Source organism: Pantoea sp. EEL5, from assembly GCF_049892805.1.
Taxonomy (GTDB): Bacteria; Pseudomonadota; Gammaproteobacteria; order Enterobacterales; family Enterobacteriaceae; genus Pantoea; species Pantoea ananatis.
This window is the reverse complement of sequence record NZ_JBNDNJ010000001.1, coordinates 36,273-50,833: the sequence shown is the minus strand read 5'-3', so window position 1 is coordinate 50,833 and position 14,561 is coordinate 36,273. Positions and strand designations below refer to the sequence as shown.

Annotated in this window: 13 protein-coding genes; 4 read left to right on the top strand and 9 right to left on the bottom strand. The window is 58.0% G+C overall.

The features are described 5' to 3' along the window. The first annotated feature begins 95 nt into the window (after positions 1-95). Positions 96-2,543, top strand: coding sequence for an acyl-CoA dehydrogenase FadE (fadE, locus tag ACPXSQ_RS00270; protein ID WP_105079784.1), 2,448 nt, complete (start codon positions 96-98; stop codon positions 2,541-2,543). A 31-nt stretch (positions 2,544-2,574) separates the two neighbouring features. On the opposite strand, the gene mtnK is transcribed toward fadE, so the two are convergent. Further along, a complete protein-coding gene (mtnK, locus tag ACPXSQ_RS00265; RefSeq protein WP_014606506.1) occupies positions 2,575-3,774 on the bottom strand; it encodes an S-methyl-5-thioribose kinase in 1,200 nt (399 codons plus the stop codon). 137 nt (positions 3,775-3,911) lie between these two features. On the opposite strand from mtnK, the gene mtnA reads away from it, so the two are divergent. Further along, a complete protein-coding gene (gene mtnA, locus ACPXSQ_RS00260; protein WP_019106335.1) occupies positions 3,912-4,934 on the top strand; it encodes an S-methyl-5-thioribose-1-phosphate isomerase in 1,023 nt (340 codons plus the stop codon). Between the two features lie 47 nt (positions 4,935-4,981). On the opposite strand, the gene ACPXSQ_RS00255 is transcribed toward mtnA, so the two are convergent. The 3 genes from ACPXSQ_RS00255 to ACPXSQ_RS00245 are packed head-to-tail and all read right to left on the bottom strand — an operon-like array spanning position 4,982 to position 6,820. Continuing rightward, positions 4,982-5,524 (bottom strand): 1,2-dihydroxy-3-keto-5-methylthiopentene dioxygenase, encoded by a 543-nt coding sequence (locus ACPXSQ_RS00255; RefSeq protein WP_014606507.1) that lies wholly within the window; start codon positions 5,522-5,524, stop codon positions 4,982-4,984. A gap of 1 nt (position 5,525) precedes the next feature. Continuing rightward, complete coding sequence (gene mtnC, locus ACPXSQ_RS00250) at positions 5,526-6,209, bottom strand: acireductone synthase (protein WP_041930710.1); 684 nt, start codon at positions 6,207-6,209, stop codon at positions 5,526-5,528. Then, positions 6,206-6,820 carry a methylthioribulose 1-phosphate dehydratase gene (locus ACPXSQ_RS00245; protein WP_110286398.1) on the bottom strand — a complete coding sequence of 205 codons (615 nt, stop codon included), beginning with the start codon at positions 6,818-6,820 and terminating at the stop codon, positions 6,206-6,208. The genes mtnC and ACPXSQ_RS00245 overlap by 4 nt, the downstream gene beginning before the upstream one ends. Positions 6,821-6,935: 115 nt before the next feature. Here ACPXSQ_RS00245 and ACPXSQ_RS00240 point away from each other — a divergent pair, with 115 nt between their 5' ends. Both ACPXSQ_RS00240 and ACPXSQ_RS00235 read left to right on the top strand, forming a co-directional pair. Beyond that, positions 6,936-8,096, top strand: coding sequence for a pyridoxal phosphate-dependent aminotransferase (locus tag ACPXSQ_RS00240; protein ID WP_014606510.1), 1,161 nt, complete (start codon positions 6,936-6,938; stop codon positions 8,094-8,096). Continuing rightward, the gene (locus ACPXSQ_RS00235) at positions 8,084-8,857 is read left to right on the top strand and encodes an amidohydrolase (RefSeq protein ID WP_022622713.1); all 774 of its coding nucleotides are present in this window, start codon (positions 8,084-8,086) and stop codon (positions 8,855-8,857) included. The genes ACPXSQ_RS00240 and ACPXSQ_RS00235 overlap by 13 nt, the downstream gene beginning before the upstream one ends. Positions 8,858-8,893: 36 nt before the next feature. Here ACPXSQ_RS00235 and katG read toward each other — a convergent pair whose 3' ends face one another. The 5 genes from katG to ACPXSQ_RS00210 all read right to left on the bottom strand — a co-directional run bounded on the left by katG (position 8,894) and on the right by ACPXSQ_RS00210 (position 14,542). Continuing rightward, a complete protein-coding gene (katG, locus tag ACPXSQ_RS00230; protein WP_014592998.1) occupies positions 8,894-11,092 on the bottom strand; it encodes a catalase/peroxidase HPI in 2,199 nt (732 codons plus the stop codon). 136 nt (positions 11,093-11,228) lie between these two features. After that, positions 11,229-11,564: a hydroxyisourate hydrolase gene (gene uraH, locus ACPXSQ_RS00225; RefSeq protein ID WP_013024759.1), complete on the bottom strand. Its 336-nt coding sequence runs from the start codon at positions 11,562-11,564 to the stop codon at positions 11,229-11,231. Beyond that, entirely contained in the window at positions 11,561-12,055 is a 495-nt protein-coding gene (gene uraD / locus ACPXSQ_RS00220) for a 2-oxo-4-hydroxy-4-carboxy-5-ureidoimidazoline decarboxylase (protein ID WP_022622714.1), read from the bottom strand. The genes uraH and uraD overlap by 4 nt, the downstream gene beginning before the upstream one ends. A gap of 1 nt (position 12,056) precedes the next feature. Further along, complete coding sequence (gene hpxK / locus ACPXSQ_RS00215; protein ID WP_014606513.1) at positions 12,057-13,310, bottom strand: allantoate amidohydrolase; 1,254 nt, start codon at positions 13,308-13,310, stop codon at positions 12,057-12,059. Continuing rightward, positions 13,307-14,542 carry a pyridoxal-phosphate-dependent aminotransferase family protein gene (locus tag ACPXSQ_RS00210; RefSeq protein ID WP_288492585.1) on the bottom strand — a complete coding sequence of 412 codons (1,236 nt, stop codon included), beginning with the start codon at positions 14,540-14,542 and terminating at the stop codon, positions 13,307-13,309. The genes hpxK and ACPXSQ_RS00210 overlap by 4 nt, the downstream gene beginning before the upstream one ends. Positions 14,543-14,561: the final 19 nt, after the last annotated feature.

The following is a 14,561-nucleotide window of genomic DNA, read 5'->3' as shown; positions in this document are numbered from 1 at the left end:
ATTGCGATGTAAACAAATTGATAAATGCCAGCAGGTGATTTAAACCTCTCTTTATAACAGGTCAGACCTCTTACTACTTAACGGAGCACTTCATTATGATGGTTGTCTCGATTCTTGCGACAGTGGTGCTAATTGGCGCCCTGTTTTATCACCGCATCTCTCTGTCACTCAGTAGCGTAATCCTGCTGCTGTGGACCGCTGCGATGGCGGTGGCCCACCTGTGGACGCCGTGGCTGCTGTTGCCGCTGGCGATCATCCTGCTGCCGCTGAACCTGACCAGCCTGCGCCGCAAACTGTTTTCCAAACCGGTGCTGCAGCGCTTTCAGCAGGTCATGCCGCCGATGTCTCGTACGGAAAAAGAGGCGATTGACGCGGGCACAACCTGGTGGGAAGGCGATCTGTTTCAGGGCAAACCTGACTGGCAGAAACTGCACAACTACCCGCAACCGCGCCTGACGCCGGAAGAACAGGCCTTTATTGATGGCCCGGTGGAAGAAGCCTGCCGCATGGCGAATGATTTCCAGATCACCCATGAACTGGCGGATATGCCGCCAGAGTTGTGGGCCTATCTGAAAGAGCACCGCTTCTTCGCCATGATCATTAAAAAAGAGTACGGCGGACTGGCATTCTCCGCCTATGCCCAGGCACGCGTGTTGCAAAAACTGTCGGGCGTATCGGGTATTCTGGCGATTACCGTGGGGGTGCCTAACTCACTGGGTCCGGGCGAACTGCTGCAACATTACGGAACGGAAAAACAGAAAGATCACTATTTGCCGCGTCTGGCGCGGGGCGACGAGATTCCCTGTTTCGCCCTTACCAGCCCGGAAGCCGGTTCCGATGCCGGGGCAATCCCCGATACCGGCGTCGTTTGCATGGGCGAATGGCAGGGCCAGCAGGTGCTGGGCATGCGACTGACCTGGAACAAGCGCTATATCACGTTAGCCCCAATCGCCACCGTACTGGGTCTGGCCTTTAAGCTTTCCGACCCCGAGCACCTGCTGGGCGAGAAAGAGGAACTGGGCATTACCTGTGCCCTGATCCCAACCAGCACGCCGGGCGTGGAAATCGGTCATCGCCACTTCCCGCTCAACGTACCGTTCCAGAATGGTCCAACCCGTGGGAAAGACATTTTTGTCCCCATTGATTTCATCATTGGCGGCCCGGAAATGGCCGGTCAGGGCTGGCGGATGCTGGTGGAATGTCTGTCCGTCGGCCGTGGCATCACGCTGCCGTCAAACTCAACCGGTAGCCTGAAAACGGTGGCACTGGCGACCGGCGCCTATGCGCACATCCGTCGTCAGTTCAAGCTGTCTATCGGTAAAATGGAAGGTATTGAAGAGCCGCTGGCTCGCATCGCAGGTAATGCCTATGTAATGGACGCGGCCGCTACGCTAATCACCACCGGGATTATGCAGGGTGAAAAACCCGCGGTGCTGTCAGCCATCGTCAAATATCACTGTACCCATCGCGCTCAACAGTCAATTATCGATGCGATGGATATTGCGGGTGGTAAGGGCATCATGCTGGGTGACAGCAACTTCCTGGCGCGTGCCTATCAGGGTGCGCCCATCGCTATCACCGTGGAAGGCGCGAACATTCTGACCCGCAGCATGATTATCTTTGGTCAGGGGGCAATTCGTTGCCATCCTTATGTCCTGCAGGAAATGGCCGCCGCCGCCAGCAACGATGTTGCCGCCTTCGATAAGGCGCTGTTTAGCCATATTGGTCACGTTGGCAGCAACGCGATGCGCAGCCTGTGGCTGGGCCTGCTGGGCGGTCGCACCAGCGCCGCGCCAACCCGCGATGTAACGCGTCGCTATTATCAGCACATGAACCGCATTAGTGCCAACCTGGCCTTGCTGTCAGATGTTTCTATGGCGGTCTTAGGCGGCAGCCTGAAACGTCGCGAACGGATGTCTGCTCGCCTGGGTGATGTGCTGAGTCAGCTCTACCTGGCGTCTGCCACTCTGAAACGCTATGACGATGAAGGACGCCACGAAGCCGATTTACCGCTGGTGCACTGGGGCGTGCAGGATGCACTGAATAAAGCAGAGAAAGCCATGGACGATCTGCTGAGTAACTTCCCGAACCGCCTGGTGGCTGGCGTTATTCGACTGATGGTGTTTGCCGGTGGTCAGCACTGCCCTGCACCGTCCGATCGTCTTGATCACAAACTGGCAAAAATGCTGCAGGTGCCTTCAGCGACGCGTACGCGCCTGGGCCGCGGTCAGTATCTTGCGCCGAGCCAGCATAATCCTGCAGGTCAGTTAGAGCAGGCATTGCAGGACGTGATGGCGGCGGAAGTGATTCACGACCGCCTGTGCAAGCAGCATAAAAAACACTTCTCATTCACCCGACTGGATGCGCTGGCTAAACAGGCGTTGGAACAGGGCTGGATTGACGACAAAGAAGCTGAAGTGCTGAAACGCGCCGAGCAGAGCCGTCTGCGTTCCATTAACGTGGATGAGTTTGAGGCTGATGCGCTGGCCGTGCCGGCAAAGCAGGATGTCTCAAAACCCGCCCGCCCCAGTGAGGCGGCATAAACAATCAGGCCGACATCATGTCGGCCTTTTTTTATCCTGCCTGACGAATGCGGGCAATCAATGCCTCGACATCGTCCACGTGCCCGGCGGCCAGAATCAGGGTGCGGCCTAGGGTAATCGCATTGCGAATACAATCGGTGCGCATTTCATCATCCCGAATCAGTTTCATGTCCGCCACGTGCGACATGCCCACCGTTCGACGGATCAACTCCGTTCCACAAAAGCCAATGGTGTCCGCCCAGACTTTGCGCAGAAACGCCTGTGCATAACCCGGATACGCCATGGCCACATCCTGGGTGTGACTTTCTGCCAGCGCCAGGAAGCGCGTCGCAAAGGTATTCCAGACATCACGCACGTCGCTAAGGCGCTGCTCACGGGCATCAACGGCTTCGCGGGGAGGCAACAGGCCCGGTAAACCACAGTAGTTGATCAGCAGGTTACCCAGCGCGGTGCCCACGTCAAAGCCGATGGGTCCAAAATAACCAAACTCGGCATCAATCGCTTTCAAGCTGCCGTCAGCCACAAAAATCGAGCCGCTGTGGATATCCCCATGCAGTAACGCCTCGGCATGGCTGAAGAAAACGTGCTTGAGCCCGGCCACAGCAATACGCAACGCGTCGTCAGTGCGAAGGGATGCGACCAGCGGCTCCAGCGCGTCAGGATAGCTGTTGCGCTCGTGGTCAGTGTAGGGATCGTTAAAGAACAGATCTTCGGTGATTTCGCACAGCTCAGGGTTGATAAAGCGCGCCACCTCGGCTTTCTTGTGATGCGGGTGCAGAATAAAGTCTGAGGTGTGAAACAGCGTCTGCGCCAGATATTCACCGAGCTGACGCGGCGCTTCAGGGTAGTAGGCGCCTTTCACCAGCTCACTGCGCCAGATGCGGTGGCTGGAAAGATCTTCCATCACCATCACCGCCAGATCCGCATCGTAATGCGTAACCTTAACCGTGTGCTGGGGGCAATATTTGTAGTGCTCAACCAGCGTTTGCGCTTCGATACGCGCACGATCCAGGGTTAACGGCCACGATTCGCCGACGCAGCGAACATAGGGCAGCGCCTGTTTGACTACCACGCGGCTTTTACCCTGGTTGTCGTAAATTTTAAAGACCAGATTGAGGTTACCATCGCCAATCTCTTCCGCGCTGCTTAGAACAGAAGGATCATCCATGCCGCCAAACGTTTTGGCATATTCCACAGCATCGGCTGCAGTGAACGTACGGTATTGCGACATTGACCTTTCCTCATCAACAAACGCCGGTGCAAGCCGGACCTGATTAATCTTTCGTAATAAGCCGTTCAGACGTCTATACATCCGTCAAGCATGTTGGCACAATACCCGCTATTAACGCAACATGGATTTCACCAACAATGCAGACATTCCAAACTACCAGCTTACAGGTTCGTAACAACCAGCTCTGGATACTGGATCAGCAGGCCCTGCCCCAGCAAAAGAACTGGCTGCCTGCCCATTCGGTCGCGCAGTTGGTTGAACATATTCATGCGCTGCGGGTGCGCGGTGCGCCGTTAATTGGCCTGTCTGCATCCCTGCTGCTGGCACTGCTGGCGGAACAGGGTGAAACGCGCGAGCAGCTGGCACAGTCGCTGGAAATATTGCGGGCCGCCCGCCCGACCGCGGTCAACCTGATGAATAACCTCGATCGTATGAAACAGGCGCTGGAGCAGCCAGACAGGGTGACGAGCCTGGCAGAAGAAGCCTTGCGGCTGGTGCAGGAGGATAAACAGCTCTGCGATCGCATCGCCGAAGCCGGAAACTCGCTGGTCAAACCCGGCAGCCAGCTGTTAACCCACTGCAATACGGGCGGCCTGGCGACCGCAGGCGTCGGCACAGCCCTGGGCGTTATCGCGCGCGCGCATCAAGAGGGCAAGGTCCGAAATGTTTGGGTCGATGAAACGCGTCCCCTGTTGCAGGGCGGGCGCTTAACCGCCTGGGAACTCGGCGAACTCGGCGTACCTTACCAGTTGATCACCGATTCGATGGCCGCCAGCCTGATGGCTGCGGGCAACGTGGACGCTATCTGGGTGGGCGCGGACCGTATCGCCGCCAATGGTGACGTAGCGAACAAAATCGGCACCTACAGCCTGGCGGTGTTAGCGCACTATCACGGTATTCCGTTCTACGTTGCGGCCCCGCATACCACGTTGGATCGGCTCTGCCCGACGGGCGCGGCCATTCCTATTGAACAGCGTGCCGCCAGTGAAGTCACCGGTGTGTCCGGAAGCTTCGGCAGCGTGCAGTGGGCCCCTGAAGAGGCGCAGGTCTACAATCCCGCCTTTGATGTTACGCCTGCAGCGCTGATCAGCGGTTGGGTGCTGGATACCGGCGTGATCGCACCGGCTCAGGTTGCCGCTGGCATCTTCCAGCCACAGTAAGCGGACGGGCGGCTTACGGAATCAGCCGCCCGCAGAATGCGCCGTGATTACGCGAGGCGCGGATAGGCATCGGCAATCTTGTCGCCGGTGAAATTGGCGATCCAGCCTTCCTGATTATCAAAAATGCGAATCGCGGTGAAGTGCGGGGACGATCCCATATCAAACCAGTGCGGCGTGCCGGCGGGCACCGAGATCAGATCGTTCTTTTCGCACAGGATCTGCAAAATTTCACCGTCCAGATGCAGACAAAACAGCCCCGCACCCTCGACAAAGAAGCGCACTTCATCTTCGCCGTGCGTGTGTTCCGACAGAAACTTCTGGCGCAGAACGTCCTTCTGCGGGTTATCGGCACGCATGCTAATCACGTCCCAGCTCTGATAGCCTTTTTCGGCCACCAGCCGGTCGATGGCATGCTGATAGGCGTTGATGACCGTTTCCGCATCCGGGTTTTCGCCCAGATCGCGGTCGGCCTGCCAGCGTTCAAAACGGACGTCTTTGGCATTCAGCCGCGCGCGAATCGCCTCAGCATCGGTGCTGTGCCATATCGGCTGGCTGGGATCGCTATCGCTAAAAATGGTCAGTGCACTCATCTCAAATCGACTCCGGGTTAATCTGGGAAAAATCGGCGACCTGACGATGATGGCTGTCATCATCTGCCGCGTCACGAATCAGCTGCAGCGTGTGCCAGCCGGCCTGCTCTGCTGCGTCCAGCTCCTGATGAATATCAGAAAGAAACAGCAGTTGTTCGGCGGGCAAGCCCGTTTGCGCAGCGATGTTCTGATACGACGTCTTCTCACGCTTGGCGCCCACGTGGGTATCAAAATAGCCGCTGAACAAACCAGTAATATCACCTTCGTCGCTGTAGCCAAATAACAATTTCTGCGCGGCAACCGAGCCAGAGGAATATATATATAATTTAATGCCTTGCACGTGCCAGGCCGTAAGCGCGGGCAGCACATCAGGATAAAGGTGCCCGGTAAAGCGACCGCTCAGGTAGCCCTCGCGCCAAATCATTCCCTGCAGCGCCTTCAGGCCGGTCGATTTGCGATCCGCATCCATGTAAGAAAACAGAATAGCGATGACCTCGTTTGTATCGGCATCGGGTTGCCCCGCTTCGGTACGCACGGCGTTTAGCGCCTGTTGCACCTCAGTCTGCGTCTGATTCTTGCGAACATAATCAGCCAGATGCGCTCGGGCATAGGGAAACAGAACGTTATGTACAAAGCGGATATCGCTGGTGGTCCCTTCAATATCGGTAACAATGGCCTTTATCATGCTTTCTCCAGCAGGCGACGTTGGCGCTCGCATTCAAATAAAAATTCCAGACCTTCAAGATGACGACGGGCTTCAGCGACATCTTTGCCCCAGCAGGTCAGGCCGTGTCCGCGCAGCAGAAAGCCATAGCGCAGGGGAAAACGGGCGGCATAATCCTCGATCTCTGACGCCAGCGCCGCCACATCCTGACTGTTGTCGAACAGGGGAATCGCCACGGTAGCATCGTGGGTCGTTTGCCCGCTCAGCGACTTTTGCATCTCATAGCCGTAGAGCAGCACGGCGGCGCCCTGCTCGACCCGCGACAGCAACGTGGAATTGACCGTGTGCGTGTGCAGTACCGCGCCCGCCTCCGGGAACAGACGGTAAATCAGCGTGTGCAGCGCGGTTTCTGCCGAAGGCTTGCGGCCCGAGGGGGCCAGATTAGTGGCAATGTGGACCTGAATAAAATCATCCCGCGTCAGGCTGCCTTTGTCTTTGCCCGACTCACTCAGCAGGCAAACATGTGCATCCTGGCGCACCGACATATTGCCACCGGTGGCCGGTGCCCAGCCCTTCGCGCCTATCCAGTGACAGGCTTGCACCAGCTGATCTACTGCAGAAGAATCGGACATCATCGTTCCTTTTAGCCGTCTAAGCGTCTTGATTGCCAAATACTAGCATCCTGTTTATAGTGGCATCAACTAAGGGTTTTTCCGCTACCGTTTTTGCGCGTAAGGCTACCTAATCATGACGCAGTCCAACCTGACGCCCGAGAGCAAGCTGCCTGCACTCGGCACCACCATATTCACGCAAATGAGCACGCTGGCACAGCAGCATAATGCGATTAATCTTTCTCAGGGATTTCCGGATTTTGATGGTCCGTCTTACCTGCAGGAAAGGCTGGCTTACCACGTCAGTCAGGGCGCGAATCAGTACGCACCCATGACCGGCGCACAACCGCTTCGCGAAGCCATTGCGGATAAAACCGCCGCGATCTATGGCTATCGGCCCGATGTGAACAGCGATATCACCGTGACGGCAGGGGCTACTGAAGCCCTGTATGCCGCCATCACCGCCCTGGTGCGGCCCGGTGACGAGGTCATCTGTTTCGATCCCAGTTACGACAGCTATGCGCCCGCGGTACAGCTGGCGGGCGGCACACTGAAACGCCTCACCTTGCAGCCACCGTTGTTTACGGTTGACTGGCCTGCGTTTTCCGCGCTGCTAAGCGACAAAACCCGCCTGGTCATCTTAAACACGCCGCATAATCCCTCGGCCAGCGTCTGGCATCACGCGGACTATGCCGCGTTATGGCAGGCTGTCGCCGACCGGGAAATCTACGTGCTGAGCGATGAAGTCTATGAACACATCTGCTTTGCACAGGAGGGGCATGCCAGCGTGCTGGCGCACCCTGAGCTGCGTCAACGTGCGGTGGCGGTGTCATCCTTTGGCAAAACCTTTCATATGACGGGCTGGAAAGTCGGTTACTGCGTAGCACCGGCGGCCATTAGCGCCGAGATCCGTAAGATCCATCAGTACCTGACGTTTTCAGTCAACACGCCTGCGCAACTGGCGATTGCCGATATGCTGCGCCAGCATCCCGAACACTATCGTGAACTGCCCGAGTTTTATCGCGCGCGCCGTGACCGACTGATACAGGCCTTGCGCAGCAGTCGTTTTCACCTGTTGCCCTGTGAAGGCACCTACTTCCTGCTGGCGGACTACAGTGCCATTTCGGACCTGGACGATGTCAGTTTTTGCCAGTGGCTGACGCGTGAAGTTGGCGTAGCCGCCATTCCGCTGTCGGTATTCTGCGAGGCGCCTTTCCCGCACAAACTGATTCGGCTGTGCTTTGCAAAACAGGAAGCCACACTTGATGCGGCAGCGGAGCGGTTATGTCGACTTTAGCGATAACGCTGCTACAGGAGCCACTGACGTGGATGGATGGCGAGGCCAACCTGCGCCATTTCGATCGGATCTTAGCCGACCTCACGCAACGGGATGTCATTATTCTGCCCGAAATGTTCACCACCGGTTTTGCCATGGAGGCCGCCCAGTCGGCGCTACCGCAGGCGCAGGTCGTGGAATGGTTACAGCACCATGCTAAGCGCACCAATGCGCTGGTGGGCGGGAGCGCCGCCGTTCATACCGCTGAGGGCGCCATGAACCGTTTTCTGCTGGTTGAGCCGGACGGCACGCTGCACCAGTATGACAAACGTCATCTGTTTCGCATGGCCGATGAACAGCAGCATTATGTTGCGGGCAAGGCGCGTACGGTGATTCCGTGGCGCGGCTGGCGTATTCTGCCGCAAATCTGTTACGACCTGCGCTTTCCGGTGTTCTCACGCAATCAAAATGACTACGATCTGGCGCTGTATGTCGCCAACTGGCCTGCTGCGCGCGCCCTTCACTGGCAGGCACTGCTGCTGGCTCGCGCTATCGAAAATCAGGCATATGTAGCAGGCTGCAACCGTGTGGGCAGCGATGGTAATCAGCATCAGTACAGTGGGGACAGTCGAATTATTTCTCCGCAGGGGGAGATTCTGGCGGCGGGCGAGCCGTTCAAAGCCGGTCAGGTTGAGGCGTCGCTGTCGCTAGCCGAGTTGCAGGCTTATCGCGAGCGGTTTCCGGCATGGCGCGATGCGGATGGCTTTACGTTGGCAGAATAAAATCGCCCCCGGCCAGGCCGGGGGCGATTCAGGCGTTTACTGCAGGTCGAAACGGTCCAGGTTCATCACTTTCGTCCAGGCCGCCACGAAGTCGGTAACAAACTTCTGTTTTGCATCGCTGCTGGCATAAACTTCGGCCAGAGCGCGCAGGATGGCGTTGGAACCGAACACCAGATCGGCGCGCGTCGCGCTGTACTTCACTTCTCCGCTCTGACGATCGCGGCCTTCGAAGATCTCTTCACTGCCGTCGGTCGCACGCCATGCGGTGCGCATATCCAGCAGATTCACAAAGAAATCATTACTCAGCACGCCCACGCGGTCGGTGAACACGCCGTGATGGCTGCCGTCAAAGTTGGTGCCCAGGACACGCAGGCCACCCAGCAGGACGGTGAGCTCTGGGGCACTCAGCGTCAGTTGCTGCGCCTTATCCAACAACAGGGTTTCAGTGGATGATCCCCCCTGTACGCGACGATAGTTACGGAAACCATCTGCCAGCGGTTGGAGTACGTTAAAGGATTCTACATCAGTTTGATCCTGACGAGCATCCACGCGGCCAGGGGTAAAAGGCACCTGTGCACTGACGCCGGCTGCGGCTGCAGCCATTTCGATGCCGACGCTGCCCGCCAGGACAATGACGTCAGCTAAAGAAGCTTTACCGGATTCCTGCTGGATCTGCTGCAGTTTCGGTAACACATCGTTAATGACGCTGGCGTTCACCGCCCAGCTGTTCTGGGGCGCCAGCGCCAGACGGGCACCGTTTGCGCCGCCGCGTTTGTCGCCACCACGGAAGGTTGAAGCCGAAGCCCAGGCCGCCGAAACCAGCTGGCTTACCGTCAAACCTGATGCAGCGATTTTCGCCTTCAGTTCGCTGATATCATCGGCCGTCGGCTGATGCGTTGGCTGCGGTAACGGATCCTGCCACAGTAAATCTTCCTTTGGCACTTCCGGACCGATGTAACGCGCTTTTGGCCCCATATCGCGGTGGGTCAGCTTAAACCAGGCGCGGGCAAAGGCTTCGTTAAAGGACTGGGGATCGTTCAGGAAGCGGCGAGAAATCTTCTCGAACTCGGGGTCGAAACGCAACGTCAGATCCGTCACCAGCATGGTCGGTTTGCGCTTTTTCGCAGGATCGAACGGATCCGGAATAATGTCGTCAGCGTTGACCGCTTCATACTGAATCGCACCCGCCGGGCTGTGCGTTTTCACCCACTCATATTTGAACAGGTTCTCAAAGAAGTAGTTGCTCCACTGGGTTGGCGTTTGCGTCCACACGACTTCAAGGCCGGAGGTAATCGCATCTGCACCCACACCGCTGCCGTGGCTATTGTTCCAGCCAAAGCCCTGTGCTTCGATAGGTGAGGCTTCAGGATCGACGCCCACGTGACTGGCGGCGGCGGCACCATGGGTTTTGCCCAGGGTATGTCCACCCGCAATCAGCGCCACGATCTCTTCGTCGTTCATGCCCATGTTGCCGAATGTCGCGCGAATCGCTGGCGCGGCAGAAGCGGGATCGCCGCTGGCTTCAGGCCCCTCTGGGTTCACGTAGATCAGCCCCATTTCGGTCGCGCCCAGCGGTGCGTTAGCCAGGCTTTCCGGATGGCGATGGGCCAGCCACTCGGTTTCGTTACCCCAATCCACGTCCATATCCGGTTCCCAGACGTCTTCACGACCGGCACCAAAACCAAAGGTACGGAAACCTGAATTTTCCAGCGAAACGTTGCCGGCGAGGATGTAGAGATCGGCCCAGGAAATTTTCTGACCGTATTTTTGTTTTACCGGCCACAGCAGGCGGCGGGCTTTATCAAGGCTGACGTTATCTGGCCAGGAGTTCAGTGGGGCGAAACGCTGTTGACCCCGGCCTGAGCCACCGCGCCCGTCGACGGTGCGGTAAGTACCGGCACTGTGCCACGCCATACGAATAAACAGGCCAATGTAGGTGCCCCAGTCGGCTGGCCACCAGGATTGGGAGTCGGTGAGCAACGCCCGGATGTCGGCTTTCAGTGCGGAGTAGTCCAGCGTGCTGAACGCTTCGCGGTAGTTGAAGTTTTCGCCGAGGGGATTAGAACGGTTGGAGTGCTGGTTTAGCAGATCCACGCGCAACATGTTTGGCCACCAGTCGCGATTGCTGGTACCACTGCCGGCTCCACGAGCCAGAACGCTTTCTTCTTCCGATTTACCGTGATGAAAGGGACATTTACCTGAAGCGGCTACATCATTATCTTTTGGCGTGCTCATTATCGGCTCCGTTGCCTTCACATTATTGACCTTAAGATAACCCTGGCGTTAGCAGGAATATAGTCGGATGGGCCGAAGGTATTGATAGCCGATAGCTCTCAAGCGCAGCGGAAAAACGCTGCGCCTGATGCACCTGTTAACTGCCGCGATAGGTAGACCAGCTCCAGGGCGAGATTAAAAATGGCAGATGATAATGGCTGGCGCTTTCCGTCAGCACAAAATCAATTTGCGCACTGACGTACAATGTTTCTCGTCCGCCTGCGCGGAAGTATTCGCCAATCGCGGCCGTCAGGCGGTACTGTCCCGGCGCAAGCGGCTCGGGTGTCAGATCCTTCAGGCGACCATCGTTATCCGTGATGCCCCGGGCACAGGTTACCCACCCTTGTGCCCCGTGCTGTTCCAGCAACATGGCTACGCCTGGCGCGGGTTTACCCAGCGCGGTATCCAGAATATGGGTGCTGATAGTGCTCATGAAAAACTCTCCTTAAGGCGCAGCAGGGTGATTTCCCGCAGTTGTTCCAGAGATTCCTGGCGCTCGCTTTCCGGGCTGTTGTCCAGCCGCCGTGTAAGTTCATCAAGCATATTCTGTGCGCTGCGCCCTTTCGCCCGGATCAAAAAGACCCGGTTAAAGCGCGCCTCATAAGCCTGGTTGCCCTGCACCATCGCCTGCTGTAACGCATCGTCTGCCTGTTGCATGGCCGCTTGTTCGCTGCGTGATAACCGTTTTTCCTTCTCGTCGCCCTGTGCCTTTTCCCCGATGCGCGGATGAGCTGAAAGCGCCTGATTCAGATCGTCTTCCTGCCAGGCCTGGGCCAGCCGTTGCGCCTCAGCCAGCAGGGCCTCAACGCTGTGAAACGGGCGAGCCGCCGCCAGCGCCTGCTGCCAGCGAGGAATCGCGACGCAGTGCGAGAGCGCAAGCTGAGCGGCGGCTTGCGGTAGCTGGTTAAAGGTGCCTAAATCCATCTTAATGCTGCTCCGCAAGGTGACATATCGTCTGCAAATAGGCCTGAACCGCGGGAGCGACATCGGCTTCATTGACCGATTCGGCCGGATGGTGGCTGATACCGCGATGGTTACGCACAAACAGCATGCCTACCGGCCAGCGTTCTGCGATTGCGATAGCATCATGGCCTGCGCCACTGGGCAGGGCCAGGCTGCGCCCCTGTACGGTTTCAACCGCGTGGCTCAACGCCTGTTGCAATCCGGCATCGCAGGCCGTCGCCGCAATGCGGTAATACTCATGAGATTCGAAGGTTAATCCCCGACGCAGCGCTATGGCTTCCGCCTGGGTCAGCAAGGCGGACAGCAGCGCTTCAAGCGGTGCGTCTTCGGGCCCGCGCACATCCAGCGACAGATTCACCTCGCCCGGAATAACGTTGACCGCGCCCGGTGCGCAGTTGAGCGTGCCTACCGTTGCCACTAACTGCCCCGGCTGTTCGCGCGTCGTGTGTTCAATAAACACCATCCATTCCGCCGCGGCCGCCAGGGCATCTTTACGATGCTTCATCGGCACCGTACCGGCATGGCCCGCCTCGCCCGTAAAGCAGCAGTTCAGGCGACGGGCACCGTTGATCGCCGTGACCACCCCGAGCGCGAGATCTTCCTGCTCCAGGCAAGGTCCCTGCTCAATGTGCAGCTCCAGATAGGCCACGATATCGCTGACGTTGCGCGCGGCACGCTGGATCTGACTGGCATCCAGCCCCACGTCGCTCATCGCCTGGGAAACCGTGATGCCGTTGCCGTCAGGATGTGTCGGCCAGCTGTCAGGCCAGGTGCCGGTAATGCCGCGACTGCCCAGCAACGTGATGCCAAAGCGCGTGCCCTCTTCATCCCCGAAGCCGATGACTTCAATGGCCAGCGGCAATCGACGCTGGCGATCGTGCAGCCACTGGACGGTTTCAATGGCGCTCAGCACGCCCAGCATCCCGTCATAGCGGCCGGCGTTGCGTACCGTGTCCAGATGCGAACCCAATAACAGTGCGGGAGCGCCGGGCTGCGCGGCCTCATAGCGACCGCAGATATTGCCCACCTCATCCTGCCAGACCGTCATACCGGCAGCCTGCATCCATTCGCCCACGCGCGCATTGGCCCGCAGGTGCTCTGGCGACAGGTAAACCCGTGTCAGGCCCTGATCGCTTTCACTGATCTCAGCCAGCGCATCACAGCGCGCCATCACGCGCCGGGCGGCAATCTGAGCCTCGCTGGCATTCATCATCATGCATGGCTCCCATAGTGGTTCCATGCCGCCTGCGAACCGGCCCCCTGTGGCGTACGATAACCGACATGGGACAGGACCATTTCCAGCGCCGCCAGCGTTTGCATCACGCAGTCTTTACGCGCGTTATAACCCATGGTGCCGATGCGCCACACTTTGCCATGCAGCGGGCCAAAGGATGTGCCGATCTCAATGCCAAAATCCTCCAGCATGAGCTTACGCACTTCATCGCCATTGACGCCCAGGGGAATCACCACGCCCAGGACATTGCTCATCTTGTTACTGAGATCGCCAAAGGTTTCCAGCCCCATTCCCTGAATGCCTTTCAGCATCGCCTCGCCGTGAAGCTGGTGGCGGGCAATGCCGTTGTCCAGCCCTTCCTGCAGAATCAGACGCGCACACTCACGCGCGCCGAACAGGGCGCTGGTGGCTTCAGTATGGTGATTGAGCCGTTCCGGGCCCCAGTAGTCCATGATCATGCCGAGATCGAAATAGTTGGAGTAGATCATCTCGTCGTCACCGTCCTGATGCGCGTCGGTGCGGATCCCCTGCTCCACGCATTTGCGCTTGCGGACTATCGCCGCCATCTCATCGCTCAACGTGATCGGGGAGGTTCCGGACGGGCCGCCCAGGCATTTCTGCATGCCCGCGGAGACCGCATCCAGTCCCCATGCATCGGTTTCCAGCGCATTGCCCGCCAGCGACGCCGTCGCATCGGTATAGAACAGCACGCCATATTTTTTGCAGATGGCACCCAACTCAGCCAGCGGCTGCAGCATGGTGGTCGAGGTATCGCCCTGCACGGTCAGCAACAGGCGCGGTTTGACTTTTTTGATGGCGTCTTCAATCTGGTCTGGCGTAAAGACCTCGCCCCATGGCACGTCAATCGTGTGCACATCGGCACGGCAGCGGCGGGCAATTTCACACAGCAGATGACCAAAACGGCCAAAGACCGGCACCAGCACTTTATCGCCGGGGCGAATCGCCGACAGCAGAATTGCCTCAATACCGGCGCGTGAGGTGCCGTCAATCAGTAACGTCCAGCGGTTTTCCGTGCGAAACACGCCACGATACAGCGCCATCACCTCATTCATATAGTGCGTCATGGCCGGATCGTATTGCCCGAGCAGCTGGCTCGACATCGCACGCAGCACGCGCGGATCGGCATTGATAGGGCCAGGCCCCATTAACAGACGCTGAGGAGGATTAATTTGCGGAAATTGAGAGATATCCATAGTGAATTCCTTGTTAAGC